Below are 26,416 nucleotides of genomic sequence, written 5' to 3'. Positions count from 1 at the left end.
ATGAGTACGACCTACAGCATCTCCGACCTCGCCCGCGAACTCGACATCACCACCCGCGCCATTCGCTTCTACGAAGAACAAGGCCTGCTGGCCCCGGAACGCCGGGGCCAGGAGCGCATCTACTCGGCGCGGGACAAGGTCAGCCTCAAGCTGATCCTGCGCGGCAAGCGCATCGGCTTCTCCCTGGCCGAGTGCCGCGAGTTGATCGAACTCTACGACCCCACCAGCGGCAACCACGTGCAACTCAACAGCATGCTGGCCAAGATCGCCGAACGGCGTGCGCAGCTTGAGCAACAGTTGCTGGATATCGAACAAATGAAGCTGGAACTGGACACCGCCGAAGAGCGCTGCACCCAGGCCCTGGCGCACACCATGAGCCAAGCCGGCCATTGATCAGAAGGTAACTGCCATGTCCCTCCCCTCGTATGTCCGCCTGGTCGAAGTCGGCCCACGCGACGGTCTGCAGAACGAAGCCCAGCCCATCAGCGTGGCCGACAAGGTCCAATTGGTGAACGCGCTCAGCGCGGCGGGCTTGAGCTATATCGAAGTCGGCAGTTTCGTTTCACCCAAATGGGTGCCGCAGATGGCCGGGTCGGCCGAGGTGTTTGCACAGATCCAGCGCAAACCTGGGGTGACCTACGGTGCCCTGGCGCCGAACCTGCGCGGTTTTGAAGATGCGCTGGCTGCGGGGGTGAAGGAAGTCGCGGTCTTTGCGGCGGCGTCGCAGGCGTTTTCACAACGCAATATCAACTGCTCCATCAGCGAAAGCCTGGAGCGCTTCGCGCCGATCATGGCCGCCGCCCGGCAGCATGGCGTCAGCGTACGCGGCTATGTGTCCTGTGTGCTGGGCTGCCCCTATGAGGGTGAAGTTGCACCAGAACAAGTGGCGGCTGTCGCGCGGGAGTTGTACGCCATGGGCTGTTATGAAGTGTCCCTGGGCGACACCATCGGCACCGGCACCGCAGGCGCCACGCGGCGCTTGTTCGAGGTGGTGGGCGCCCAAGTGCCGCGGGACAAGCTGGCGGGGCACTTTCACGACACCTATGGCCAGGCGATCGCCAATATCTACGCCAGCCTGCTGGAAGGGATCAGTGTGTTCGACAGCTCTATCGCGGGCCTCGGCGGCTGTCCTTATGCCAAGGGCGCCAGCGGTAACGTCGCCAGCGAAGATGTGCTGTACCTGCTCAACGGCTTGGGTATCGAGACCGGTATCGACCTGGACGCCTTGATACGTGCGGGCCAACAGATCAGCGCGGTGCTGGGACGCCCCACGGGCTCGCGTGTAGCCAAGGCGCGTAACGCCGTTTGAGTAGCGTGGTCGTGACAATGTGTTACCGCCTCGCTACTTAACGAGTAACACGGGAACATATTTTGTCTTATTTGCCGTAGGCCGTTGCCTACTAAAAAATCAAACCATTGATTTTAAAGGGTTTTAAAAAGTTGGCACGGCTTCTGCTATCTCTATGGCATAACAAGAATAAAAAGCGCCAAACCTAATAAAAATAAGACGAAACGACTCTGACATAACAAAAACAACACGGCAGAGACGCAGCTAACAGATTTTTTTGGAGAAGATGTGCTTCGCAGGGTACGGCATGCCGAAACCCGCAACCGGATAGAGAACAATAAAACTACCATCAGGTAGCTACCCACTGGTTGGATCGCACGCGAAGAAGCAGATCAGCGCTCAAAAAAATACGTTTGCTCTTGACCCCGCATGGGGGTCGCCAAAAACAGCGGTAAAGGGTAACGGCTGCCAAAAACAACAATAGGCCGCCCCTCAATAATAAAAAAAGAGCACGCAACGACAAATTAAAGGGGACCTCCGGGTCCCCTTTGTGCTTTCCGGGTTTTACCCCCGCCCTTCTCCCAGCTCTTCGATGGAAATCTCGCGCATGCGGAATTTCTGCACCTTGCCCGTCACCGTCATCGGAAACTCATCCACGAACTTGAAATACCGGGGCGTCTTGAAGTGGGCGATGCGGCCCTTGCACCAGGTTTGCAGTTCCAGCTCATTGGCGGCGTGGCCGGGATGGAACTTGATCCAGGCGACGATCTCTTCACCGTAGCGTGCGTCCGGGATGCCGATGACCTGCACATCCGCCACCGCCGGATGGGTGAAGAAAAACTCCTCCAGCTCACGCGGGTACACGTTCTCGCCACCTCGGATGATCATGTCTTTGTTGCGTCCGGCAATGCTCACGTAGCCCTGCTCATCCATGGTCGCCAGGTCCCCGGTGTGCATCCAGCCGGCATCGTCGATGGCCTCGCGGGTGGCTTGCGGGTGGTTCCAGTAGCCGAGCATCACGCTGTAGCCACGGGTGCACAACTCGCCGATCTCGCCCCGCGCCACAGTGTTACCGGCAGTGTCGATGATCTTGTTTTCCAACTGCGGCTGGGTGCGGCCAACGGTGGTGACACGGCGCTCGAGGTCGTCATCCGGCCCCGTCTGCAGCGACACCGGGCTGGTTTCGGTCATGCCGTAGGCAATCTGCACCTCGCTCATGTGCAGCTCGCTGATCACTCGGCGCATCACCTCAATAGGGCACGTGGCGCCGGCCATGATGCCGGTGCGCAAGGTCGACAGGTCGAACTCGCGTCGGCGTGGGTGATCCAGCATCGCGATAAACATGGTCGGCACACCGTACAGGCCGGTCGCGCGCTCTTCGGCGACGGCGGTGAGGGTCAGCAGCGGATCAAAGCCGTCATTCGGATAAATCATGGTGGTGCCGTGGGTGATACAGCCCAGGTTGCCCATGACCATGCCAAAGCAGTGATACAGCGGCACCGGGATCACCAGGCGATCCTGCGCCGTCAGGCCCAGGCTTTCGCCGACCATGTAACCGTTATTGAGGATGTTGTGGTGGCTCAGGGTGGCGCCCTTGGGGAAGCCGGTAGTGCCGGAGGTGTACTGGAGGTTGACGGCTTGGTCGAAGTGCAGGCTGGCTTGGCGGGTATGCAATTGCTCGGGCGGCACGCCTGCACCGAGCGCCGCCAGCTGCGACCAGGGCAGGAAACCCGCAGGCGGGGCCGGGTCGAGACTGATGATGCCGCGCAGGTCGGGCTTCAACTCCAGCAGCATGGCATGGTAATCGGAAGTCTTGAATGACCCGGCGCACACCAGCCACTGGCAGCCGGACTGCTTGAGCACGTACTCCAGCTCGCTGCTGCGATACGCCGGGTTGATGTTGACGAGGATCACGCCGATCTTGGCGCTGGCGATCTGGCTGATACACCACTGGGCACAGTTGGGCGCCCAGATACCCAGGCGATCGCCGGTTTGCATGCCCAGGGCCAGGAACGCACGGGCGTGCAGGTCCACCGCCTCGCAGAGTTGCCGCCAGGTGTAGCGACATTGCTGGTGACGCACCACCAGTGCCTCGCCATCCGGATACTGCGCGACGGTGCGATCGAATGCCTGGCCAATGGTCATGGCCAGCAAGGTCTTGTCCTGGGAGCCACGGCTGTAGCTCTGATGCGGTTGATCCATAACGACCCCTGTTGTCTTTTTTGTAGGTTGACGTAAACGTAAACTACGATTGACAGCGTCGCAAGGCAAGCTTACGTTAACGTAAAGGTTAGCGACCTCCCCTGGCGCTCAACCCACACAACAACAAAGCTCACATTAAGGTGCCTGTCCATGAGTTACCCGTCCCTTAACTTCGCCCTCGGCGAAACCATCGACATGCTGCGCGATCAAGTGCAGTCCTTCGTGGCCAAGGAGCTGGCACCGCGCGCGGCACAGATCGACAGCGACAACCTGTTCCCCGCCGATATGTGGCGCAAGTTCGGTGACATGGGCCTGCTGGGCATCACCGTCGCGGAAGAATATGGCGGCGCCGGCCTGGGTTACCTGGCCCACGTGGTGGCAATTGAAGAGATCAGCCGCGCTTCGGCTTCGGTCGGCTTGTCCTACGGCGCCCACTCCAATCTCTGCGTCAACCAGATCAACCGCAACGGCAGCCACGCGCAGAAACTCAAGTACCTGCCCCAGCTGATCAGCGGCGAACATATCGGCGCACTGGCCATGAGTGAGCCGAATGCCGGCTCCGATGTGGTCTCGATGAAGCTGCGCGCCGACAAACGCGGCGATCACTACGTGCTTAACGGCAGCAAGACCTGGATCACCAACGGCCCGGACGCCCACACCTATGTGATCTACGCCAAGACCGACCTGGAAAAAGGCCCCCATGGCATCACCGCATTTATTGTCGAGCGCGACTGGAAAGGTTTCAGCCGCAGCAACAAGTTCGACAAGCTGGGCATGCGCGGCTCCAACACCTGCGAGCTGTTCTTCGATGACGTCGAGGTGCCCGAAGAAAATATCCTCGGTACGCTCAATGGCGGTGTCAAAGTGCTGATGAGCGGCCTGGACTACGAACGCGTGGTCCTGGCTGGCGGCCCGATTGGCATCATGCAAGCCTGCATGGACCTGATCGTGCCGTATATCCACGACCGCAAGCAGTTCGGCCAGAGCATCGGTGAGTTCCAGCTGATCCAGGGCAAGGTCGCCGACATGTACACCCAACTCAACGCCTGCCGCGCTTACCTGTACGCGGTCGCCCAGGCCTGCGAGCGCGGCGAAACCACGCGCAAGGACGCTGCCGGGGTGATCCTGTTCAGTTCCGAACGCGCCACGCAGATGGCCCTCGATGCCATCCAGATTCTCGGCGGCAATGGCTACATCAATGAGTTCCCTGCCGGACGCCTGTTGCGTGACGCCAAGCTGTATGAAATCGGCGCCGGCACCAGCGAAATTCGCCGGATGCTGATCGGTCGCGAACTCTTCAACGAAACCCGCTGAGGGAGCACGCCATGGCCACCTTGCACACCCAGCTCAACCCGCGCTCGGCGGAGTTCGCCGCCAACAGCAGGGCGATGCGCGAACAAGTCGACGCCCTCCACGCCTTGCTTGCTCAAGTACAGCAAGGCGGCGGCGCCAAGGCCCAGGAGCGGCACACCTCACGCGGCAAACTGCTGCCGCGTGAGCGCATCAACCGCCTGCTGGATCCCGGCTCGCCGTTTCTGGAACTCAGCCAGTTGGCCGCTCACCAGGTCTACGGTGAAGACGTGCCGGCCGCCGGGGTGATTGCCGGGATCGGCCGCGTGGAAGGCGTCGAATGCATGATCGTCGCCAACGACGCCACGGTGAAAGGCGGCTCCTACTACCCGCTCACCGTCAAAAAACACCTGCGCGCCCAGACCATCGCCGAGCAGAACCGCCTGCCGTGCATCTACCTGGTGGACTCCGGTGGCGCCAACTTGCCGCGTCAGGATGAAGTGTTCCCTGACCGCGAGCACTTTGGGCGGATCTTCTTCAACCAGGCGAACATGAGCGCCCAGGGCATCCCGCAGATCGCCGTGGTCATGGGCTCATGCACCGCAGGCGGTGCCTATGTGCCCGCCATGGCGGACGAAGCAATCATGGTGCGTCAGCAAGCCACCATCTTCCTCGCCGGCCCGCCGCTGGTGAAAGCCGCTACCGGCGAAGTGGTCAGCGCCGAAGACCTTGGCGGCGCGGACGTGCACTGCAAAATCTCCGGCGTGGCCGACCACTATGCCGACAGCGATGAACACGCCCTGGCCCTGGCCCGCCGCAGTGTGGCCAACCTCAACTGGCGCAAGCAGGGTGAGTTGCGGCAACGGCCGCCCGAGGCGCCGCTGTACAGCGGCGAAGAACTCTACGGCGTGATCCCGGCCGATGCCAAGCAACCGTTCGATGTCCGCGAGGTGATCGCACGGCTGGTCGACGGCTCGGTGTTCGATGAGTTCAAGGCACTGTTCGGCACCACACTGGTGTGCGGTTTTGCGCACCTGCAGGGCTACCCGGTTGCGATCCTGGCCAATAACGGCATCTTGTTCGCCGAAGCCGCGCAAAAAGGCGCGCACTTTATCGAACTGGCCTGCCAGCGCGGGATTCCACTGGTATTCCTGCAGAACATCACCGGGTTCATGGTCGGCCAGAAGTATGAGGCCGGCGGTATCGCCAAACACGGCGCCAAGCTGGTCACGGCAGTGGCCTGCGCCAAGGTGCCGAAGTTCACGGTCATCATCGGCGGCAGTTTTGGTGCGGGTAACTACGGTATGTGCGGCCGAGCCTACGACCCACGCTTCCTGTGGATGTGGCCGAACGCACGCATTGGCGTGATGGGTGCCGAACAGGCGGCCGGCGTGCTGGTGCAGGTCAAGCGCGAACAAGCCGAACGTGCGGGCACAGGGTTCAGTGCCGAGGAAGAGGCGGCGATCAAGCAGCCGATCCTCGACCAGTACGAGACTCAGGGCCACCCCTACTACTCCAGCGCACGCCTGTGGGACGACGGTGTCATCGACCCGTTGCAGACCCGCGACGTGCTGGCCCTGGCCTTGTCCGCCGCGCTGAACGCCCCCATCGAGCCGAGCCGCTTCGGCGTGTTCCGCATGTAAATGGAGCTGTACCCCATGAGCGATTTCAACACCCTCGAACTGGTCACCGACACGCGTGGTTTCGCCACCCTGTGGCTCAGTCGTGAGACCAAGAACAACGCGTTCAATGCCGAGATGATCCGTGAACTGATCATCGCCCTCGACCAGGTACAGGCCGACCCGTCCCTGCGCTTTCTGGTGCTGCGCGGGCGCGGCAAACACTTCAGCGCCGGTGCCGACCTGGCCTGGATGCAACAATCGGCCGAGCTGGACTACCACACCAACCTGGACGACGCTCGCGAGCTGGCCGAGTTGATGTACAACTTGGCCAAGCTGAAGATCCCGACCCTGGCGGTGGTGCAAGGCGCGGCTTATGGCGGCGCCCTGGGCCTGATCAGTTGCTGCGATATGGCGATTGGCGCCGATGATGCGCAGTTCTGCTTGTCGGAAGTGCGCATCGGCCTGGCCCCGGCCGTGATCAGCCCGTTTGTGGTGCAAGCCATCGGCGAACGCGCGGCGCGCCGCTATGCCTTGACGGCCGAGCGCTTTGGCGGCCAGCGCGCACGGGAAATCGGCCTGTTGGCGGAAAGCTACCCCGCCGGTGAGCTGGACCTGCAGGTCGAACAGTGGGTCGCCAACCTGCTGCAAAACAGCCCGGCCGCGATGCGCGCCAGCAAGGATTTGCTGCGCGAAGTCGGCAACGGCGCGCTCACCCCGGCCCTGCGCCGCTATTGCGAAAATGCCATTGCGCGGATTCGTGTCAGCGCCGAAGGCCAGGAAGGCTTGCGCGCCTTCCTGCAAAAACGCCCGCCCAGCTGGCAAGCGCAGGAGCCACGTTCATGAGCAAGCTGACCACCGTACTGGTCGCCAACCGTGGCGAAATTGCCTGTCGCGTGATGCGCACGGCCAAGGCCATGGGCCTGACCACCGTGGCCGTACACAGCGCCACCGATCGCGATGCACGCCACAGTCGCGAGGCAGACATTTGCGTTGACCTGGGTGGCAGCAAAGCGACCGACAGCTACCTGCAAATCGACAAACTGATCGCCGCCGCCCAGGCCAGCGGCGCCCAGGCGATTCATCCGGGCTACGGCTTCCTCTCGGAAAACGCCGGCTTTGCGCGTGCGATTGAAGCGGCGGGTTTGATCTTCCTCGGCCCACCCGCCTCGGCCATCGACGCCATGGGCAGCAAGTCGGCGGCCAAGGCACTGATGGAAACCGCGGGCGTGCCGCTGGTACCGGGTTATCACGGCGAGGCCCAGGACCTCGATACCTTCCGCAGCGCCTGCGAACGTATCGGCTACCCGGTGCTGCTCAAGGCCACGGCCGGTGGCGGCGGCAAGGGCATGAAGGTGGTCGAGGACGTCAGCCAACTGGCTGAAGCCTTGGCTTCCGCCCAGCGCGAAGCGCTATCGTCCTTCGGCAATGGGCAGATGCTGGTGGAGAAGTACCTGCTCAAGCCACGCCATGTGGAAATCCAGGTGTTTGCCGATCAGCAGGGCCACTGCCTGTACCTCAATGAGCGCGACTGCTCGATTCAGCGTCGTCATCAAAAAGTCGTGGAGGAAGCGCCCGCCCCCGGCTTGAGCGTGGAACAACGCAAAGCCATGGGTGAAGCCGCCGTGCGTGCGGCCCAGGCCATTGGTTATGTGGGCGCGGGCACCGTGGAGTTCTTGCTGGACGCACGCGGCGAGTTTTTCTTCATGGAGATGAACACACGGCTGCAGGTGGAACACCCGGTCACCGAGGCGATTACCGGCCTGGACCTGGTGGCCTGGCAGATCCGTGTCGCCCAGGGCGAGCCGCTGCCGATCACCCAGGAGCAGGTGCCGTTGATCGGCCATGCGATTGAAGTGCGCCTGTATGCCGAAGACCCGGCCAATGATTTCCTGCCGGCCACCGGGCATCTGGCGCTGTATCGCGAGTCGGCGCCGGGCACCGGCCGCCGCGTGGACAGCGGCGTTGCCCAAGGGGACAGTGTCTCGCCATTCTACGACCCGATGCTGGGCAAGCTGATTGCCTGGGGCGAAGACCGCGAACAGGCACGGTTGCGGTTATTGAGCATGCTCGATGAATTCGCCGTCGGCGGGCTCAAGACCAACCTGGGTTTTCTGCGGCGGATCATCGGGCATCCGGCGTTTGCGGCGGCAGAGTTGGATACCGGGTTTATTCCGCGCTATCAGGATGAGCTGTTGCCGCCGCCCGGCGCCTTGTGCGATGAGTTCTGGCAGATGGCAGGCTCGGCCTTCATGCAGAGCCTGCCGACCGCCGATGGCCCCTGGGCGGACACACGCGGGTTCCGCGCCGGGCTGCCGGCCGAGGTCTCCCTGCATTTGAGCAGCGGCGGGCAAGACCGGCTGGTGACACTGGCGGACAGCACATCGCAGTGGCGCGATGAGCAGTTGCTGACCGAGCAGCACGGCGTGCGTCGCAGCCATCTGGCGGTGCGCCAGGGGGCGCTGCTGTATCTGCGTTGGGACGGTGAGATGCATGCGGTCAGCCTGTTTGACCCGATTGCGGCGGTCGAGGCCAACCAGTCGCATCAAGGCGGCCTCACGGCGCCCATGAACGGCAGTATCGTGCGGGTGCTGGTGGAAGTCGGGCAAAGTGTGGAAGCCGGGACCCAGCTGGTGGTGCTGGAGGCAATGAAGATGGAGCACAGCATCCGTGCCCCCCAGGCCGGGGTGGTCAAGGCGCTGTTTTGCCAGGAAGGTGAAATGGTTGCCGAAGGCAGTGCCTTGGTGGAGCTGGAAACGGCGGACTAAAACTTCGCGGTGGCTTGCACCACGACGCCGAGGATTCGGCAATCGTCGCTGAATACCTGCTTGGGGTAAGTGGGATTGAGCGGTACCAGGTAGAGCTGGCCGCTCTCTTCCTGCAACTGGCGAAAGGTCGCCTGGGCGCTGTCGGCCCATTGGGCAAGCACCAGCTTGCCAGGTGCGGCGTCGATGGCCGGGTCCACCAGGATCAGCATGCCGGCGCCGATGCTCAGACCGCTGGGCGCCGTCATGGCGTCCCCCATCACGGGTAGCCAGAATGCCTCGCCCTGGGCGTGGTAATCGGTCGGTTCAAAGCGCGCAGTTGCGTAGGTGCCGCGCTCTTCGCGCATTTCACAGAGCCCTTTCCAGTCGCTGACCGGGTAGCGGAAATACGGGTTGTAGCGTTGCTCGTGGGCCTCTGCCCCCTCATCGATTCGTTCACGAACCTCAAGCGCGACTTCCAGGTACCCCAGGCCGAGCTCCTTCAGCACCCGGTTCATGTCCGCCAGGCTGGGCACGCGGCGTTTATTCAGCCAATGGCCAACGCCCCCCTGGGACATGCCCAGACGCTCGGCCAATTGATCCTGCGTGACCTTGCGGTCTTTCATGTGGGTTCTGACCAGCGCTATCCATTTATCCATGGCGCCTGACAATACGTTGCGTATTTTCCAGGGCAATAAACAGTTTGTAGTAATCCATAAAACGACATAAATACGATACGTACTATCATCGAACATAAGGTTTTCGACACCCACTCAGAGTAGCGCCCCTTATGATGACCATCCCGTCTTTACTCGCTCAAACACCTGAATACGACGAACTGCACGGCATGCGCAGCAGCGGCGCGGCCCAGCGCGCGTTGGACTTCTACTTGAAAGAAGATATGTCTGCATCGATGCCGGAAGAGGCCTTGTTCGCCATCCACCCCGGCATCAGCCAGGAGGAAGCCCTGGTCCACGCTTCAGACCTGTTGCGCAGCGCGGCAGCCACGGCCTACGAATCGGCGAGCAACCATCAGGGCAACCAACGGGACCTGGCATTTTCAGTGGTGTATTTGATTGATATGGCCAAAGCGATGGTGGAACGGTCGCTGCAGGCATCGGTGCCGCAGTCACAGGCATGACGGGCACGCAGGAAAAATATTTCTATCCGACGGATAAAAACATTTGACTTGCAAATGATAATGATTATTATTGGGCTCAGCTGATCGCGAGATCAGTCGATAGACCAAGGGACCTTAGGTCGGACTCTTGGAATATCTCCTCATCAGGCTAATCACGGTTTTTGACCCGGCTCTTTGGCCGGGTCTTTTTTTTGCCAGTTTCCCTGGCATGGCTTCAGGCTAATGAAGACTGTGTGTTGCTCGATGGCGCGCATGGTAGCAAAAGAGCATCAACCAAAGAAAGTCGCGTGAACGCTCTAGCTCGTATCTTTGAGAAATAGCGCTTGAGAATCAATCTCATAGATTCTAAGCTGCCAGAGCGTCAAGGATGACGCCCCCTCCCCCTGCAACAATTTTGCATCCAGATTTTTCCTCGCGCCTGTGTAAGATATCCGCCACAACAACTCATAATCAGGCAGCCAGACTATGACCGTGGCCTTGACCTCCATCAAGATCAGCACCGACTTCGACAGCGGCAATATCCAGGTCCTGGATGCCAGCGACGCTTATCAGTTGCTGCTGGCGATCAAACCCGATACCCGCAGCCCGCACTTCCAATGGTTCCACTTCAAGGCTGAAGGCATGCACGTGGGGCACACCCACACCTTCCGCCTGAGCAATGCGGGCCGCTCCTCTTATAAACATGCCTGGAGCGGCTATAACGCCGTGGCTTCGTACGACCATATCAACTGGTTTCGCGTGCCCACGCGCTTTGATGGCGAAATCCTGCACATCAGCCTCCAGACTCGCGAGAAACAAGTGTGGTTCGCCTACTTCGAACCCTACAGCCGTGAACGCCATGACTGGCTGATCGACCAGGCCCTGAATCGCGCCGGCACTGAGTTGCTCGCTACCGGCAAAAGTGTCGAAGGCCGCGATATCCAGCTGCTGCGCCGTGGCAAGGGTGGCGAAGGCCGACGCAAAGTCTGGATCATCGCGCAGCAACACCCCGGCGAGCACATGGCCGAATGGTTTATGGAAGGCATCATCGAACGCCTGCAACAGGACGGTGATACCGAGCTGAAAAAACTGCTGTCCGTCGCCGACCTGTACCTGATACCGAACATGAACCCCGATGGCGCCTTCCATGGGCATCTACGTACCAATGCCATGGGCCAGGACCTCAACCGTGCCTGGCAGAGCGCCAATCAGGAAACCAGCCCCGAAGTGCTGTTCGCCCAGCAGCAGATGGAAAAGTATGGCGTCGACCTGTTCCTCGATATCCACGGCGACGAGGAAATCCCCTACGTGTTCACCGCCGGCTGCGAAGGCAACCCCGGCTACACCCCGCGTATCGAGAAACTGGAAAAACACTTCCGCAGCCACTTGAGTGGGTTGACCCGCGACTTCCAGACCACCCACGGCTACACCCGCGACCTTCCGGGCGAGGCCAACATGACGCTGGCCTGCAATGCCGTCGGCGAGAAGTACGACTGCCTGTCGCTGACCCTGGAGATGCCCTTCAAGGACAACGACGACGCGCCCAACCCGAAAACCGGTTGGTCAGGCGAGCGCTCCAAGCAATTGGGCAAGGACGTCTTGAGCACCGTGGCCGATATCGTCACGGCGCTGCGCTAACCTCCCCGCCCCCGGCATCAGCCCTTGGTGCCGGTCATGCTTTGCAATACACCATCGCGCCGGATCAGGCCGTGGAACAACGCCGCGGCCAGGTGCAACAGCACCGTCAGGAACAACAGGTAAGCGAGATAACCATGGGCCTTGCGCAACAGCGCAAACAATGGCGCGTTCGCCCCAACCAGTGCCGGCAGTTGTACCGAACTGCTGAGCATCACCGGATCGCCGGCCGCCGAAATCATCGCCCAGCCCAACAAGGGCAACACCAGCATCAATGCGTACAGCACCAGGTGGGAGGCCTTGGCCGCCAAGACTTGCCACAGCGGCAAATCGGCGGGCAGCGGCGGTTGCCGGGTCGAGAAACGCACTACCAAGCGTATGATCACCAGCGCCAGAATCGCGATACCCAGCGGCTTGTGCAGGTGAATCAGCCACTCGTGACGTTCCGACACGGATGCCACCATGCCCGCGCCGATAAACAACATGGCGATGATCATCAGCGCCATCAACCAATGCAGCAGACGCGCCAGCGGTGCGAAAAACCTGGGTTGAGCGTTCATGGCTTCGACTCCTGTGGGGCGCTGTGCAGTGGGCTGACTTCACCCGCGCGGCGCAGGTAGGAACTGGCGTAAGCGGCCGAACGGGCTGCCAGCAATGGGTCGTTGGAGGCTTCGATGCCGCTGGGCAGAATCAGCGGGTCGAAGTTGATATCGCGGCAATCACCGTCCGCCTGGGGCTGGCTGCTTTGCAGCACCAGGGTGCCGGCGTTGAGCACCTTGTGCTCACCGGTCCAGGGCTTGCTGGCGTCGTCCACCGGGTCGCCGGGGTTGGCCAGGGTCATGTTCAACTGCCAACGCAGCGGCCCGGCCGCCAACCGCTGCACCAAGTCTGTTTCCAGGAAATCGCTGCCCGGCGGCGCGCTGTCACCGCTTGCGTCCTGGCTCTGTGGCACCACGCCCCAGCGTACGGCCTGGCGCTTGCCATCAGTGCCTACCAGGTAAAACGCATTGATGCCGTTATAGGTTTGCGTGGCATAGCTGGCCGACGGCTTGGCGGTCTTGACCCACGCCAGGAACGGCGCCGTCTCCGGGTGTGCGGCAAAAAAAGCGGGCATGCTCGCAGGATTCGGCTTGCCGGTGGCCGGGTCCGGCGCGCCGGCCTTGAGCAACTGGTAAAACGCCTCGGGCGTGCCCACCGGGAACACCGGCATGCTGTTCATGCCCGTGCGCCATTGCTGGCCGTTGGCCTGGCTGAACTGCAAGGCCAGACTGCGGATCGGCACGCTGCTGTCCGGCGCATAAGGGTTACCGCTGGGCAGGGCAAACCGGCCAATCACCGGGGTTTTCGCCGCGCTGAATACCTCGGCGCTGGAGTAGGCACGCACCTCAGGGCTGCTTTCGAAATAACCGGCTACGCACACCCCCTTGGCATGATTGCGCCGGAAGCCCGGGTGCTGGCCGTTATTGGTTTCCAAGGCATTGACCAAGGTCTTGGGGCGCAGGCGCTGGGGGTCGAGGGTGCCATTGACGTAGGCAAACGCCCCAGCCATAACCGCCACCACACCACCAATACACGCCAGCCTGACGACCAGACTGGCTGTACTGAGTGGCGGCCGTGGGGGTGATGAATGATCTACCATGAAAAGCTCCAGGGCACGTGGCCGTAGGGGGAAATGAGCTATGAGACGAATCCCATGTAGGTTTATTCCCCTTTTACTGTAGTTATTTTCAAAGTAGATGCGCCGCCCTTCTACCTCTGGTTAAACGAAGCCGCGCGCTTGCCCAAGAACGCCTGCATGCCCTCCTGCTGGTCCGGCGTGGCGAACAGGCCGTGGAACAATCGGCGCTCCAGCCGCACGCCCTCGTGCAATCCCACCTCAAGGGATTGCTCCACAGCCTCTCGCGCCGCCCGGGTAGCCGTGCGAGAGAATCCAGCGATTTGTGCTGCCACCGCCAACGCCTGCTCCAACAAAGCCGCCGACGGATAAACACGCGACACCAACCCAGCCTGCTCGGCCTCCTGGGCCGTCATCGGCCGGCCGGTCAATATCAGGTCCATGGTCTTGGCCTTGCCGATCAACCCTGTCAAACGCTGGGTGGCGCCCATGCCAGGCATCACGCCGAGCTTGATTTCAGGCTGAGCAAACGTGGCGGTGTCGGCGGCAAAAATCATGTCGCACATCAACGCCAGTTCACACCCACCACCAAAAGCGTATCCGGCGACTGCGGCGATGGTGGGCGTACGCAGCCGGGTGAACGCTTCCCAGCCGACGAAATAGTCTTCGTTGAGCATCTCCAGATAGGACTTGCCACTCATCTCCTTGATGTCGGCCCCCGCGGCAAAATAGTCCGTGCCGCCGGTGATCACAAAACAGCCCACCTCAGGATCTCGGTCAAGGGTTTCCAGACAAGAAACCAGTTCGGTCATCAGCGCCGAACTCAGCGCATTTTTGACTTCAGGGCGATTGAGCCTGACCAGAATCACCCGGCCATGACGCTCGACCAATACATTCATAAGCACCTCCACTGATTGATAATCTTCAACGACCCCACGTTCTCAGGAATCCCAGATCGCGCCATAAGCGGGTATCCCCTGGGCTTCCAACGCCTGCACCACACGCTGCGTCAGGTTCTGGTTGGCGATGCAGATGACCGCCTCGATGCCATAAGCCTGGACAGCGCCATAGGCCAGTTGCACAAGGTCAGGTTTACCGCGCTCATCGGTGTCCCAGATCAGCGCCTGGGGGTGTGCCCGGAGAATTTCATCCACCAATGCGTCACCGTAAGTTTTGCGCGGGCTGCGGGTCGACCAGATCAACCGTATCGGCACGTTGCCTGCCAGCAGGTGCGGCATGACCGGACCGATGCCACTGCCGGTGGCGACGTAGAGCACCGACTTGAACAGCGTCTCCACATTCGCGACCCCTGCAGTGGTAATGCCCTTGACCCAGACCTGGGCAGGCGGTTGCTCAATGAACCGCCCCGTCCAGTCCCCAGCCCGTGAAATGATCAGGCGAAACCCCGCCTGATCCGGCGCAGGGATATTGGCGAAGGAATGCCATTCCAGCAGCGGGTTCAGGCTGATCGCCGTGGATGAGCCGGCAAACGGCGTGGTGTGGGTCAATTGTGCAATTGCCGCATGCCGGGAAGGCCGCAGCGTTTCGATCGGCACCCGGCGCAAGCGCAGCCACGGCAGGGCGATACTCAAGGTCAGTAACACCAGCACCCAAAATGCACCGCTGGACAGTGGGTTCCCCCCATCTTCGACGGATGCCGTCAGTGTCAGCCCCCAAAACAGCAGCAGCACCCCCCATCCGGCAAACCGGTGAACACGCTCGAAAGCGTTGTGAAAATGCCCACGCATCCAAGGCAGCGCCATGATCAGCATCAACAACAGCAATGCCATCAACACCGCACCCAGCCACATTGCGCTTGACGAAGCATCACCAGGCTCGCGCAAGTACAGAGCTACCTGCATACCGAACATGGCGCAGAACCAGGCTGTCGCCGCCACTGCCCCGCCACTGTGCAGCCCGCCGAAGTGATACACCTTTGCCACCCGGCGCCGAATGCCCAGCGGCCATCCCAGCGGCACGCGGGTGGCCAGCCAGAACAGCCCATTGATCAGGTATTGCTGGCGCACCAAGGTCGCCAGCGAAAGGTTGATCAACACCATCGTCGACACTGCCTGCGTCCCCATGGCCTGCACCCCCGCGCCCAGCCATAGCACCCCTGCATTGCAGGCGATGACCAGTGCAAAGAGACGGTTGTAATAGGAAAACACCGACCACGCGCGCAGGCGCCGCCAGAACCTCGGCTGGGGAGGAATCTGGGCTCGGGCCAGTGCATCAAACATGACCGGCCTCCTTCACGTCCTGCCTCTGTTGCGCCCATTGCAGCAACAGCGCTTTGTCGACCTTGCCTCTGGCCGTCAAGGGCAATTGTTCCAGCGCATAGATCGCCGACGGCACGCAGTAGTAGGCCAAGCGTTGTTCGCTCTGATGCCGGCAAGATTCAATATCGGCGCTGGCCGGTGAAACAAAGGCGATCAGGTTTCGCTCGTCCAGTTTCAGCGTGACGGCGCGTACGCATCCCTCCCCGGCTTCCAGTGCAGCCGACACCGCATCCAGCTCCACACGAAAACCGCGCACCTTGACTTGATCGTCCACACGCCCCAGGTGCTCAAGTTGCCCGTCACGCGTCCAGCGCCCCAAGTCCCGCGTGCGAAACATCCTCGCATCGCCGCCCAGGAACGGGTCCGGCCGGTAACGCTGCGCAGTCAGTTGAGCATCATCCAGGTAGCCGGCTGTCACGCCTTTGCCACCGGCCCACATTTCACCGGTTTGCCCTGGTTCACAGGCACGCCCTTGTGCATCGAGGACATACACCGTGTTGTTGGGCGTCGGTGTGCCGATGGTCAGCAATGTGCCGGGGACATGCCGGTGCAAGGTATTGACGATGGTGGTTTCAGTCGGCCCGCAGCCGTTATAGAAATCGCAGTGGCTGGCCCAGCGGTCAGCCAGGGCCTGGGGGCAAGGTTCGCCGGCCACGGCGACCTGCTTGATCGTGGGGCAACGTTGCGGATCGAGCGTGGCCAGGATCGAAGGTGTCGCGATCAACACATCACACTGTGCTGCCGTTTGCGCAATGTCCTTGCCACGGATCAGCAGGGTTGCACCGTGGGCCAGGCAGCCAAGCATTTCCCAGGCGGCCATGTCAAAACCGATATTGAGGATCTGCCCCACGGTGCGGCCAGGCGCCATCCCCATCCGCCCCGGTTCCGTGAGCAGGATATTGCATAGGTTGCGATGGGTGACGCGCACACCGTTGGGGCGCCCGGTAGTGCCGGACGTGAACAGCACAAAACACAGATCGTCCGGGTAAGTAACGGCAAATAGACGATGATTGTCCTGGGCAACCCAGGGTTCTTCGGCGAGAAAGTCATCGAGACACAAGCAGCGCTGCGTCGGTGTTTCAGGGATACGTCCCCTCAGGTTCGACAGGGTCAATATGACCGGGCTGGTCAATGTGTCGAGGACCATGGCCAGTTGCACGGGCGGCACGATCCTGGCGTCCTGGGGGACATACGCCGCGCCGATCTTCATCACCGCCAGCAACCCCACCAACATAGGGATCGACCGTTCGACGAACAGCGCCACCGTATCGCCGCGCTTGACCCCCTGCTCGATCAATCGCACCGCCAGGCGGTTAGCCTGGCGGTTGAGTTGTTCATAACTGATGGGCTGGCCCAAACCGACCGCAGCTATGGCCTGAGGAGCCCGTGCCGCTTGAGCTTCGATGGCGTGGTGCACACAGCTATCGTCGAGCGGAACCAACGGCCCCCGGCCCCACTCTTCAAGCATGTACTGCTGCGCGGCGGGTAAATGAGCGAATGCTTCTGGTGAAAAATACGCTTTATCGGTTGGTGACAACGTCATGGACACACCCTCATCGTTTCACCGCCAACCACGTGCTGGCAGTTACAAGGGTGGAGAGACGGCAACTCCCGCGATTACAGCCTCTCAAGCTATGCAGAAACGTCTGACTCAACACAGAGTGAATTTCTTTTCTCGGCTGATGGAATAACCTACAAGGGCCTGCGTCTTCCTCAGTACAACCGACCAGACTTCCACTGCCATGCATGAACTCGACGAACAGTTACGTGAACTCATCCCCAGGTTGCGGCGTTTTGCCGTGTCCCTGACGCGTAACACCAGCAGCGCCGACGATCTGGTGCAGTCGACCCTGGAACGGGCAATCACCCGCTGGGCCGATAGACGCAGCGAAGGTGACCTGCGCGCCTGGCTGTTCTCGATTCTCTACCGGCAGTTCCTCGACGCTCACCGGCGCAGCCGTCGGTATGCGCGCATGCTCGAATTCTTCACCGGCCGTGACGACGCGCACCCTTCGGCAGAACGCACGGTCATGGCCCAGTCGACCCTGCAAGCCTTCGACCAGCTCAACACCGAACAACGCGCCCTGCTGCTCTGGGTCAGTGTCGAGGGCTTGAGCTATAAGGAAGTCGCCGACATCCTCGACGTACCGCTCGGCACGGTGATGTCGCGTCTGTCCCGGGCACGCCAAGCCTTGCGCCAACTCAGTGACGGCGACATCGCCAGCCCTTCCCTGCGGATACTCAAATGATCAGCCTGCCCCCCAGCGAACGCGATTTGCATGCCTATGTTGACCACCAGTTGTCGGAGAGCGACCGCCGTGTGCTCGAAACCTGGCTGGCCGCCCACCCCGACGCCGCGGCTCAAGTGCACGCATGGCAACGCGACGCGCAGTTGCTGCGCGCTTCCTTGAGCGGCGCCTTGCAACAGCCGGCCAACCCCGAGCTGGACCCGGCGCTGGTTCGCCGGCGCCTCAAGCATCAGACGCGCCGCCACGTCGCCAGCGCCGCAGTCCTGCTGATCGCCGTAAGCCTCGGCGGGCTGGGCGGCTGGCATGCCCGCGAAGCCACTCAAGCGCCGACGTTGCCGATGGCCGATGCGATGCAAGCATTCCGCTTGTTCGCCCAGGACGGCATCATGCCGGCCGACTACCAGACCCAGGACGGCGGCGCCATGCAGGCGTGGCTGGACCGTTACTTCAACCGCGCCCATCGCCTGCCCGACCTCAGCCCATCGGGCTTCAAACCGGTCAGCGGGCGCCTGCTCACGACCGATCAAGGCGCGGCCGCCATGGTGCTGTACGAGGACGCACAAGGTCACCGCCTCAGCTTCTACATCCGACCACCCGGCCCGAACAACGGGTTCCTGCCCCGTGGCAGCCGCAGTGCCGACGGTTTAGAGGCGCAGTATTGGTCCGGCGGCGGTTACAACTACGCCATGGTCAGGCCGGCGGACCAGCCGGGCACGCCGCTGCTGAAGTTCTAGAACCCCACATCCAGCACCACGTTGTCGAGGTAGGTGCCACCCGGTGGCGTGGTCTGGTCGGTGTAGATCCGGGCGTTGTAGTTGAACACCTGGCTGCCGGTGCCCAGGCCGTTGCCGGGGTTGATTTCCGCCGAGGCACTGGCGCGCCGCGACGCGCCCACGCTGCCCCAACGGGTGGTGCCGGCGCCCTGGAAGATGTCGTAGGCCAAGAGATTACTGCCGGAAATCATCTGCCGTCGTCCGCCCACACTCACCGGGTTCTGCCCGTCGCCCAGGCCGACGGTGTAGGCGCTGCCCTTGGTGCAGGCGACACTGGCCTGGCCGTTGACGGTGGTGAAGGCGCTGACCACCGGCGCACTGCCGAACGCGATCGCCGGCGTGGTGATCTGACAGTCATTGGCAACGGTCATGCTGACGTTCAGCGTGCTGGTGCCACTGCCGATATCGCGCCCTGCGCAGATACCGCCGATGCCAATGCCCGCGCAATAATTCCAGCTCCATAAAATACTCAGTGTCTCGCTGTACACGCCTGCCGCCACGTTACTGCCAACGGTGGTGGCAAAGTAGAGTGGCAAGGTTTTGGTGCCGGGGCCGAACACCAGCCCCAAGTTCGCGGCAATGCCGCCACTGCCGCCGAAATCAAATGCGCTGCCCCGCGTTATCGGGAACGAGGCGGTGTTGTTGCCGTACACCGTGTAGCTGATGACATCACCCGTCGGCCCGAGCATGCCGCCTTGCGCCGAACCGGTAATGGTCGCGTAGAAGTGATCACCGGACGTCAGTACCGACAGCAACGCCGGTGTGCAGTTGATGCCACCGTTGGTGGTCGAACTGGGCTGGGACGTGGTACGTACCGTCATCGAGCTGACTGCCGTGCCGAAGCTGGCCGGCACGGTGGCCACCGCCGAACAGGCGGCTTGCACCGGTATCGATACGGCCAAGCTCGCCACCCCCCACAGCCATTCCTTGACCCGCACACGCACACTCCTTATGTCATTGGCACACCAGCGGCCCGATCAGCGGCACCTGTTCCCGAGTGGTATCCAGTTCAAACCTGGCCTGGCACGTCTGGCCATTGCCGAGGGTAACTTGCAAGGTGTTATGGGCCGCCAGGTTTTCCAGGTACACCAGGCCATCCCAGCCCACCACCGCCAACGCGCCGCTTTGCTCGTGACGTACCTGGCTGCCCAGGGGCAGTTCCGCATGCAGGGCATCGACCAGCGTGATACTCGCCGAAAGCACCCGACGCATCGGGAACTCGAGCAGATAACCGCTGCCCCGGCGCACGGCCACGCGTTGCTCAACGTTGGGGACTTGCACACTGGCCGGCAGGTTCAGCGGGTCAATCTCGTATTTGGCGCGGTAATACGCGCTGGTCCACGGCACCAGCAGGTGGCCGTTGCGATCGGTCTGGCCCACCACCTGGTTTTCATAGCGCACCGGTACACCGCTGAAGCCATCGGTACTCACCACCACAAATGCATCGTTGACGCGGTTGGCGGCGAACACCTGATGGTCCATCCACACCAGTGAGCCGCTGGCATCCGCCCAACGGGTTTCGCTGTCGCGGCTGCCATACACGCCCGCCTGCAACTGCACCGACTGCAAACGCCAGGTCAGGTCGGCCTGACGATAAGCCGGCCCATCACCGCTGGCGTAACCCAGGTTGACGCCCACCCCGCCTTCGGCCGGCACGGCGCGGCTGTAATTGACCCGTTGCAGGCTTTGCCCGGTCTTGCTGCGTTCGCTGCCGACGCTGAGGCTGCCGTAAACGTCGAACGGAATCACCAGTTGCGCCTGCACCGCCCAACTGCTGTCGCCCACCTCATGGTTGGCCGACAGGTAAAAACTGCTGTTGCGCCACAGCGGTTTGCTCCAGGTCAGGTTTACCAGGCGCGTACGTGAATCATCCGCCGCCTGCACATCAAAATAACCGACGCCCAGGCTGCCGAAATCGTTGAGGTTCAGACTCAAGGTCGCCTGCTGGCTGCGTTTGCTGAGGCTGGCGTAAGGCGTGTCGATCAGGCTCAGGTCGGCGTATTGATCGCGGCGCTCTACCCGTTGGTACGACAGGCTGTAGAGCGGGTTGCTGTATTGGTAGCCCAGGCTCAATTGCTGGCCGGTCCTGCCGTCATACTGGCTTTGGCTGATCGCCGTGTTGAGCACACCGAAGGTGCCCATTCGCAGGTTGCCACCCACGCCGCCCAGGGTCAGGTCGTTAGAAGCTTCCGCGTGGCTTTCCAACGTGAAGGCATCGGACAGCCCATGGCGAAACGTAGCGCTGACCAGCCCAGGGCCATAACCAAAATCACGCACGGTGTAGTCGCGACGCAGATTGCCCGCCGCTACCGAAAAGTCCGATAAGCCCTGTTGCAAAAGCGTACTGGTGACATAGAAGGGTACTGTAGTCGACACTTGTCGGCCCAAGGTGTCGGTGGTGACCACCACCGCTTCCCCAGCGCCGTTGATAAACGGCACGTTGGTCAAGGTGTAGGGGCCTGGCTGCAAATCCGCACTGCTGGTTTTATAACCATTGATAAACAAATCCACCGACGACGGCACCGCCGCCTCGCCCGAGAATTGCGGCAATGGGTAGGTCACCAGGTCCGGGCGTACCGCAAAGTCCCGCGACACCTGCACCCCGCCCAGGCGCACCGAAGTGCTCCAGGGCAACGCGGCGCTGATCACATCCCCCGCTTCGTAGGTCAGCAGGCGTTCATCATCGGAAAACCGCCAAGTCGTGTCATACCGTCGGTAGCCGTTATCCAGGCTGCTACCGACGGTCTCACGACCAATGGTGGCGCGGTACTGCCCGGTGTTGGACAAGGTTCCCCAGGTATCGAACAGCCGCACTTCGTTGAAGACGCCCAGGTAAGTAGCCGCGTCATCGGTGTCGTTCAGATAGGCGTCGTAGTTGAGCATTGCGCCAAAGCTGGTCAACGCGGGAGTGCGTGGGGAGTTGTCGCGATTGCCGATAAACTGTTCAGGCAACCAGAGGGGCGGCACGGTGAGCACCAGCCGCTGGCCCTGGCTGTCGTAGTCGCTGTGCAGGCCCGGCAGGTTATCCAGCGCGATTTCGCTACCGACGTCGGCAGGCAGTTTCATGCCCACCTCTTGCAATACCGAGGCCGGCAGGAACAATTGCCCGGCTCTCTGATTGACCGCGACCACACGGCCGGTGTCCTGCTGGTTGACCACCAGTTCCAGGAACAACTGTGCATCAGCAACGGCCTCCATGCTGCTGGGCGGTGGCGGCAACGGTGCAGCCATGCCCAGCGGCGCAAGCGCCAGGCCGGACAAGCCACCCACCCACACCCTTCGCCATAACCCTGGAGCCTGACCTTGGCTCACCACTACTTTGTGTCCGTCAATGGACATCTCCATCCGTTAACATCCGGGGCTGCTCCATGCCCTAGCGCATTGCCCTACCGCCCCGGCGCCAGGCTCTCCAGCTGCGTTGCACCATTGATGCGGACCTGTAGCGGCTGATCAACGGGTAAACCGTCCGGCACCGGCCAGCGCATGGTCGCGCCCGGCAACACGTAGCCCAACAAGCCCTCCACCAGCGGCCGAGGCTGGCCGCCCTGTTTGAACGCGGCATCGGTCAAACGCGCATGCACGGCGCCCTGGTTGCGCATTTCGACGTAGTTGCGTGCGCCCACCGTGACCTTCTTCCAGCTCAAGTCCGGTTTGCCCGCCCCCTTCGGGTCGCGATCACGGGTGCCGTCGTCCTTGCTCCACAAGCCCGGCCCATAGGCGAACAGTGGCACCGAATAACGCATCTGGAAGCGGATCGCTGCAGCGGTCTTGCCATCGGCCGGCGTGGCGATGGGTGTGGCCGATGGGATTTCATCGATGATGATGCGATAGGCCAGCTCCTGGCCCGGCGGCACGTCTTTGGTACGGGTCAGGCGCACCAGTTGCTTCTGCCCCGGCTCGATCTTCGCCACCGGCGGGCTGCCGATCACGTCGCGCTGGTTGTGGTACTGCTCGTCGAAACCCTGTTGGGTCCAGGCAAACACACGGATTTGCAGGTTGGCGGTCTCGGTGCCGCGGTTCTCCAGCCACAGGGCGCTGGCCTGTTGATCGGCCTCCAGCACCGGGTCAATCGGCCAGATCAACACGGAGCTGGCAGCCCGCACATTCGCCACGCCCAGTACCATCATGCTGATAACACCCGCGATCCATCCTCGCCGGGAAGCTGCATCCATAAATCCCACTCCTTGTGCCGATCGCTTTACCACGACAGCTGCACCTGCAGCGTATCGCTGTACGTCCCCCCAGGCTGGTTGCCCGGTAACTGCACTCGCCCATAAATCGGCAAGGTGATGTTGTTGGCGTTGCTGTAGGTCACGCTGACGCTCTGGCTGATCCCCAGGCTCTGGCTGAAGGCCGCGTCCCGAAACAACTGGTAAGCCACTTGGGCGGTGCCGCTATTGAGCTGCATCCGCCGGCCGCTGGCGTTATACAAACCGCCATCGACACTCATGTTCAGCGCGACCCCTGGCGTGCATTGCAAGGTCAAACCCCCGGTGAGCGCGACGGACGCCGTGCTGGTCGCCAGCGCTGAGTACGTGCCGAACGCCAGGCTGCCGTAATTCGTGCCGCCGCCGACCACCAGGCACCCCGGGGTGATCGTCGCACTGACCTGGAACGACTGGCTGGTCACCGCCAACAACGACACCGGCATACCCCAGCCCAGGCACACCAGCAAGGCCGCCCACACGACGCGATTCATGCGCTTAGAAGGTCAGGGTCACGGCAACGGTGTCTGTGTACGTGCCGGCCGGCAGCCCCGCCTTGCCGGTAGCCTTGCCGTAGATATTCACGGCCTGGGCAACCCCGGTGCTCGGCGCCAGGTTGATCACCCCACCGATGGCCAACAGGTTCGAGTGACCGCTGTCGGTGTAAAGGTCGTAGGGCACGTAATTGGCCACGCCGTCGTACAGCGCGCGCCCACCACCGGCGGACTTGCCATCGTTGGCCCCTGCGGACACCGTCAACGAGGGTGAAGTACCGGCCGAACACAAGATCGACAACGCTCCGCCGCCGCCGCCCAGCACCTGGCCGGTCGCTTGGGTGAACAGGCTATTGGCGGTACCGAAGTTCAACGCACCGAAACTCATCCCGCCGGTCGCCGCCGCACCGTTGACCAGGCAACTGCTGGTCAACACCAGGGTGGAGGTCACCGTGCCAGCCACCGTGGCCGCCTGCGCAGCCGACACCCACGCCAGCGCCATCAAGGGGAAAACTGCTTTGGAGACAAGTGCATGCATGATATTCATCCTCATGGTTTACCAATCCAGAGTCACCGTCAGGGTGTCTGTGTAGATGCCGGCCGGTAAGGCCTTGGTATTCGCCACCACCAAGCCGAATAACAGGATCGGGATGTGTGTGCCCTTGGTCATGACGAAATGGTGTTGCTGACCGATGCTGTAGGAGATTCTCCCCAGCGGATCGGCCGACAACTGATACGGAATGCTCTGACGACCATTGCTCAGGCGCCGGACAGTGCCGTCACCATTGGTGCCACCGTCGATGGTCACTTTAAAACTGCTCACCACCGACGGGTTGCAGGACACCGACAACGGTGCCTTGGTGACGTCGGTAACGACCGCGCCCACAGGGTTGGTCCAGGTCGGGCCCTGGCTGCCGAAGTCGAGCATGGCGGTGCCGCCTGTAGCATTGAGCGGCGTAGTCACCCCACCTTTGCTCACCTCGCAACTGGCCGTGATCACCAGGCGCGCCTGAATCTGCCCGCTGACCGCCGCCTCAGCGTCACCCGCCAGCAGCAACAAGCCGCCCATGGCTACAAAGGCCCAACCCCGGCTTACCATGTGACGGTGACCTTGAGCAGGTCGGAATAGCGGCCGACGGCGGGAATATCCCTCAACGGTTCGATACGGCCATACAGCGGCAGGTCGACGCTGCCGGAGTCAGGCACGCGCCCGCTCAACGGTTCATTTACAGGCAAGGGGATGCGACGCGCGGCGTCAGCGTACAGGCGATAGGGAATGGGCCGGGCCGAAGGCGCAGCCGTGGCGAGGTAACGCACTTCACCGACGCCACCATGCAGGCCACCGTCCACGCGCACTTGGTAGGGCGTATCGGGGTTACATTCAAGGCGCGGTTGACGCTGGCTGATCAGGGCCGCGCTCAAGGGACCGGCCGGGTCGTCCAGGCGCGGGCCACTGCCGAAGTCCAGCACACCCAGCTGTTCGATACCGGCACTGCGGGTGGTGCCCACCAATTGGCAGCCACGCTGTACGTCGATGCGCACCACCACTTGCAGTTGCGCGCCGTAGACCGTACTGCCAAGCATGGCGCCCATGACGGCCAATACTGTGTGTCCCTTCACAGCCCCAATTCCTTATACAGGGGTACAAACTTTGTATGAGGTTAGTCATTTAGCAAGAATCTGCCAGTTTGCGCAGGATCCCCCACCCGTCATGCCTTTTTGAGATAACGGCTTGCCTGCTTCTCTATTGGTCAAATCGCGCTCAGGCCCCTAAAGTAAGCGACCCCCGCCACACAGAGCGACTCGTATTGGCCGTGCTTTCCCTGATTCAACGCCTGCTGGGTAAAAAAACCGACGCCTCGGACACCTCGCCCATCGCCGCTTTCTTTGCACAAAAAGCCGCGCAACAGGGCTACACCCTCAGTACCGGCCAGACCCAGGCAATTGCCGCCCTGGCCCGAGAAACCCGGCAACTGCTCGGCGGTCAGCGCACACGCAGCCTGTACCTGCATGGCCCGGTGGGGCGGGGTAAAAGCTGGCTGCTCGATGGTTTTTTCCAGGCGCTGCCGATCGACGAGAAGCAGCGCGTGCACTTCCACGATTTTTTCGCCCGCCTGCACCGGGGCATGTTCCAGCACCGCGAACACACCGATGCCCTGGCCGTCACCCTGGATGAACTGCTGGCAGGTTGTCGCGTGCTGTGTTTCGACGAGTTCCATGTCCACGACATCGGCGATGCGATGCTGATCAGCCGCTTGTTCAAGGCGCTGTTCCAGCGGGGCATCTGGGTGTTAGTGACGTCCAATTACCCCCCCGAAGGGTTACTGCCCAACCCCCTTTACCACGAACGCTTCAAGCCGGTGATCGACCTGATCGCCGCACGCATGGACGTGTTGGAGGTCAGTTCGCCGCAGGACTTCCGCAGCCTGCCCCAAGCCCATGCCGAACAACGGTTTACCGAAGGGCAATATGTGTGGCCGGGCACTGCACAGCAGCGCGAAGACCTTGGGCTGCCCGCCACCGACTCGCCACCGCACCGCTTGAGCGTCGGCACCCGGCAATTGACTTACCGCCATCGGCAGACACGCACCATCGCTTTCACCTTCAACGACCTGTGCGAGCAACTCACGGCGGTGATGGATTACCTGCTGCTGTGCCAGGACTACGACCATTGGATCATCGACGGCCTGCCCCAACTGGCAGAATGCCCCATCGCCGTGCAACAGCGTTTTATCAACCTGGTGGACGTGCTTTACGACCGCGATAAGCGCCTGACCCTGATCGGCCACCAGCCCCTGCCGCTCGCCATGGAAGGCCAGGCCATCGATCTGGCCCGCACGGCGAGCCGCCTGAGTCAATTACAAACGGTCTGCCCGCAATGGGCATCCGACCCGGTATCATGA

At 61.9% G+C, this 26,416-nt stretch carries 25 protein-coding genes; 11 read left to right on the top strand and 14 right to left on the bottom strand.

What is annotated here, in order from left to right:
* Together MJP36_RS13370 and MJP36_RS13365 are read left to right on the top strand one after the other, a co-directional pair.
* Window positions 1-393 (top strand): MerR family transcriptional regulator, encoded by a 393-nt coding sequence (locus tag MJP36_RS13370; RefSeq protein WP_060756723.1) that lies wholly within the window; start codon window positions 1-3, stop codon window positions 391-393.
* A 16-nt stretch (window positions 394-409) separates the two neighbouring features.
* Window positions 410-1,309 carry a hydroxymethylglutaryl-CoA lyase gene (locus tag MJP36_RS13365; RefSeq protein ID WP_244385534.1) on the top strand — a complete coding sequence of 300 codons (900 nt, stop codon included), beginning with the start codon at window positions 410-412 and terminating at the stop codon, window positions 1,307-1,309.
* A gap of 543 nt (window positions 1,310-1,852) precedes the next feature.
* On the opposite strand, the gene MJP36_RS13360 is transcribed toward MJP36_RS13365, so the two are convergent.
* Complete coding sequence (locus tag MJP36_RS13360; RefSeq protein ID WP_104994174.1) at window positions 1,853-3,490, bottom strand: AMP-binding protein; 1,638 nt, start codon at window positions 3,488-3,490, stop codon at window positions 1,853-1,855.
* A 150-nt stretch (window positions 3,491-3,640) separates the two neighbouring features.
* Here MJP36_RS13360 and MJP36_RS13355 point away from each other — a divergent pair, with 150 nt between their 5' ends.
* The 4 genes from MJP36_RS13355 to MJP36_RS13340 are packed head-to-tail and all read left to right on the top strand — an operon-like array spanning window position 3,641 to window position 9,167.
* Window positions 3,641-4,804: an isovaleryl-CoA dehydrogenase gene (locus MJP36_RS13355; protein WP_244385533.1), complete on the top strand. Its 1,164-nt coding sequence runs from the start codon at window positions 3,641-3,643 to the stop codon at window positions 4,802-4,804.
* 11 nt (window positions 4,805-4,815) lie between these two features.
* Window positions 4,816-6,423, top strand: coding sequence for a carboxyl transferase domain-containing protein (locus MJP36_RS13350; RefSeq protein WP_060756727.1), 1,608 nt, complete (start codon window positions 4,816-4,818; stop codon window positions 6,421-6,423).
* A gap of 15 nt (window positions 6,424-6,438) precedes the next feature.
* Window positions 6,439-7,245, top strand: a complete 807-nt coding sequence (locus tag MJP36_RS13345; protein ID WP_244385531.1) for a gamma-carboxygeranoyl-CoA hydratase — start codon at window positions 6,439-6,441, stop codon at window positions 7,243-7,245.
* On the top strand, window positions 7,242-9,167 hold the full coding sequence (locus MJP36_RS13340) for an acetyl/propionyl/methylcrotonyl-CoA carboxylase subunit alpha (RefSeq protein ID WP_244385530.1): 1,926 nt from the start codon (window positions 7,242-7,244) through the stop codon (window positions 9,165-9,167). Before MJP36_RS13345 ends, MJP36_RS13340 begins: the two co-directional genes overlap by 4 nt.
* Here the strand turns inward: MJP36_RS13340 and MJP36_RS13335 are convergent.
* Window positions 9,164-9,802 carry a LexA family protein gene (locus MJP36_RS13335; RefSeq protein ID WP_161549185.1) on the bottom strand — a complete coding sequence of 213 codons (639 nt, stop codon included), beginning with the start codon at window positions 9,800-9,802 and terminating at the stop codon, window positions 9,164-9,166. The genes MJP36_RS13340 and MJP36_RS13335 overlap by 4 nt on opposite strands.
* Before the next feature lie 131 nt (window positions 9,803-9,933).
* Between MJP36_RS13335 and MJP36_RS13330 the strand changes: the two genes are divergently transcribed.
* The gene (locus MJP36_RS13330; protein WP_244385528.1) at window positions 9,934-10,284 is read left to right on the top strand and encodes a DUF6124 family protein; all 351 of its coding nucleotides are present in this window, start codon (window positions 9,934-9,936) and stop codon (window positions 10,282-10,284) included.
* Window positions 10,285-10,749: 465 nt separating this feature from the next.
* Entirely contained in the window at window positions 10,750-11,901 is a 1,152-nt protein-coding gene (locus MJP36_RS13325) for a M14 family metallopeptidase (protein WP_205343618.1), read from the top strand.
* Between the two features lie 17 nt (window positions 11,902-11,918).
* Here the strand turns inward: MJP36_RS13325 and MJP36_RS13320 are convergent, their stop codons facing one another.
* The 5 genes from MJP36_RS13320 to MJP36_RS13300 form a co-directional block, all read right to left on the bottom strand.
* On the bottom strand, window positions 11,919-12,458 hold the full coding sequence (locus tag MJP36_RS13320; protein ID WP_244385527.1) for a cytochrome b: 540 nt from the start codon (window positions 12,456-12,458) through the stop codon (window positions 11,919-11,921).
* On the bottom strand, window positions 12,455-13,537 hold the full coding sequence (locus MJP36_RS13315; protein WP_244385526.1) for a catalase family peroxidase: 1,083 nt from the start codon (window positions 13,535-13,537) through the stop codon (window positions 12,455-12,457). Before MJP36_RS13315 ends, MJP36_RS13320 begins: the two co-directional genes overlap by 4 nt.
* Before the next feature lie 110 nt (window positions 13,538-13,647).
* The gene (locus MJP36_RS13310; protein ID WP_090370131.1) at window positions 13,648-14,412 is read right to left on the bottom strand and encodes an enoyl-CoA hydratase-related protein; all 765 of its coding nucleotides are present in this window, start codon (window positions 14,410-14,412) and stop codon (window positions 13,648-13,650) included.
* A 42-nt stretch (window positions 14,413-14,454) separates the two neighbouring features.
* A complete protein-coding gene (locus MJP36_RS13305) occupies window positions 14,455-15,753 on the bottom strand; it encodes a hypothetical protein (RefSeq protein ID WP_244385525.1) in 1,299 nt (432 codons plus the stop codon).
* Complete coding sequence (locus tag MJP36_RS13300; protein ID WP_060756737.1) at window positions 15,746-17,335, bottom strand: amino acid adenylation domain-containing protein; 1,590 nt, start codon at window positions 17,333-17,335, stop codon at window positions 15,746-15,748. Before MJP36_RS13300 ends, MJP36_RS13305 begins: the two co-directional genes overlap by 8 nt.
* Window positions 17,336-17,534: 199 nt before the next feature.
* On the opposite strand from MJP36_RS13300, the gene MJP36_RS13295 reads away from it, so the two are divergent.
* Window positions 17,535-18,041, top strand: coding sequence for a sigma-70 family RNA polymerase sigma factor (locus tag MJP36_RS13295; protein WP_161549189.1), 507 nt, complete (start codon window positions 17,535-17,537; stop codon window positions 18,039-18,041).
* Window positions 18,038-18,775, top strand: coding sequence for an anti-sigma factor family protein (locus MJP36_RS13290; protein WP_244385524.1), 738 nt, complete (start codon window positions 18,038-18,040; stop codon window positions 18,773-18,775). The genes MJP36_RS13295 and MJP36_RS13290 overlap by 4 nt, the downstream gene beginning before the upstream one ends.
* On the opposite strand, the gene MJP36_RS13285 is transcribed toward MJP36_RS13290, so the two are convergent.
* From MJP36_RS13285 to MJP36_RS13255, 7 genes are read right to left on the bottom strand one after another with little or no spacing between them, the layout of a single operon-like run.
* Complete coding sequence (locus MJP36_RS13285; protein ID WP_244385523.1) at window positions 18,772-19,752, bottom strand: Csu type fimbrial protein; 981 nt, start codon at window positions 19,750-19,752, stop codon at window positions 18,772-18,774. The genes MJP36_RS13290 and MJP36_RS13285 overlap by 4 nt on opposite strands.
* A 16-nt stretch (window positions 19,753-19,768) precedes the next feature.
* Window positions 19,769-22,159 carry a fimbria/pilus outer membrane usher protein gene (locus MJP36_RS13280; protein WP_244385522.1) on the bottom strand — a complete coding sequence of 797 codons (2,391 nt, stop codon included), beginning with the start codon at window positions 22,157-22,159 and terminating at the stop codon, window positions 19,769-19,771.
* A gap of 41 nt (window positions 22,160-22,200) precedes the next feature.
* Window positions 22,201-22,986 carry a fimbrial biogenesis chaperone gene (locus tag MJP36_RS13275; protein ID WP_060756742.1) on the bottom strand — a complete coding sequence of 262 codons (786 nt, stop codon included), beginning with the start codon at window positions 22,984-22,986 and terminating at the stop codon, window positions 22,201-22,203.
* A 26-nt stretch (window positions 22,987-23,012) separates the two neighbouring features.
* Window positions 23,013-23,513: a Csu type fimbrial protein gene (locus MJP36_RS13270; protein WP_244385521.1), complete on the bottom strand. Its 501-nt coding sequence runs from the start codon at window positions 23,511-23,513 to the stop codon at window positions 23,013-23,015.
* A 4-nt stretch (window positions 23,514-23,517) separates the two neighbouring features.
* Complete coding sequence (locus MJP36_RS13265; RefSeq protein ID WP_060756929.1) at window positions 23,518-24,051, bottom strand: Csu type fimbrial protein; 534 nt, start codon at window positions 24,049-24,051, stop codon at window positions 23,518-23,520.
* Between the two features lie 18 nt (window positions 24,052-24,069).
* On the bottom strand, window positions 24,070-24,612 hold the full coding sequence (locus MJP36_RS13260) for a spore coat protein U domain-containing protein (protein ID WP_244385520.1): 543 nt from the start codon (window positions 24,610-24,612) through the stop codon (window positions 24,070-24,072).
* A complete protein-coding gene (locus MJP36_RS13255) occupies window positions 24,606-25,106 on the bottom strand; it encodes a Csu type fimbrial protein (protein ID WP_425226343.1) in 501 nt (166 codons plus the stop codon). Before MJP36_RS13255 ends, MJP36_RS13260 begins: the two co-directional genes overlap by 7 nt.
* A gap of 215 nt (window positions 25,107-25,321) precedes the next feature.
* Between MJP36_RS13255 and zapE the strand changes: the two genes are divergently transcribed.
* On the top strand, window positions 25,322-26,416 hold the full coding sequence (zapE, locus tag MJP36_RS13250) for a cell division protein ZapE (RefSeq protein ID WP_104994189.1): 1,095 nt from the start codon (window positions 25,322-25,324) through the stop codon (window positions 26,414-26,416).

Source organism: Pseudomonas palleroniana, from assembly GCF_022836895.1.
GTDB lineage: Bacteria > Pseudomonadota > Gammaproteobacteria > Pseudomonadales > Pseudomonadaceae > Aquipseudomonas > Aquipseudomonas palleroniana.
Note: the sequence above shows the minus strand (reverse complement) of the source record. Positions and strands in the feature narration are given on the sequence as shown.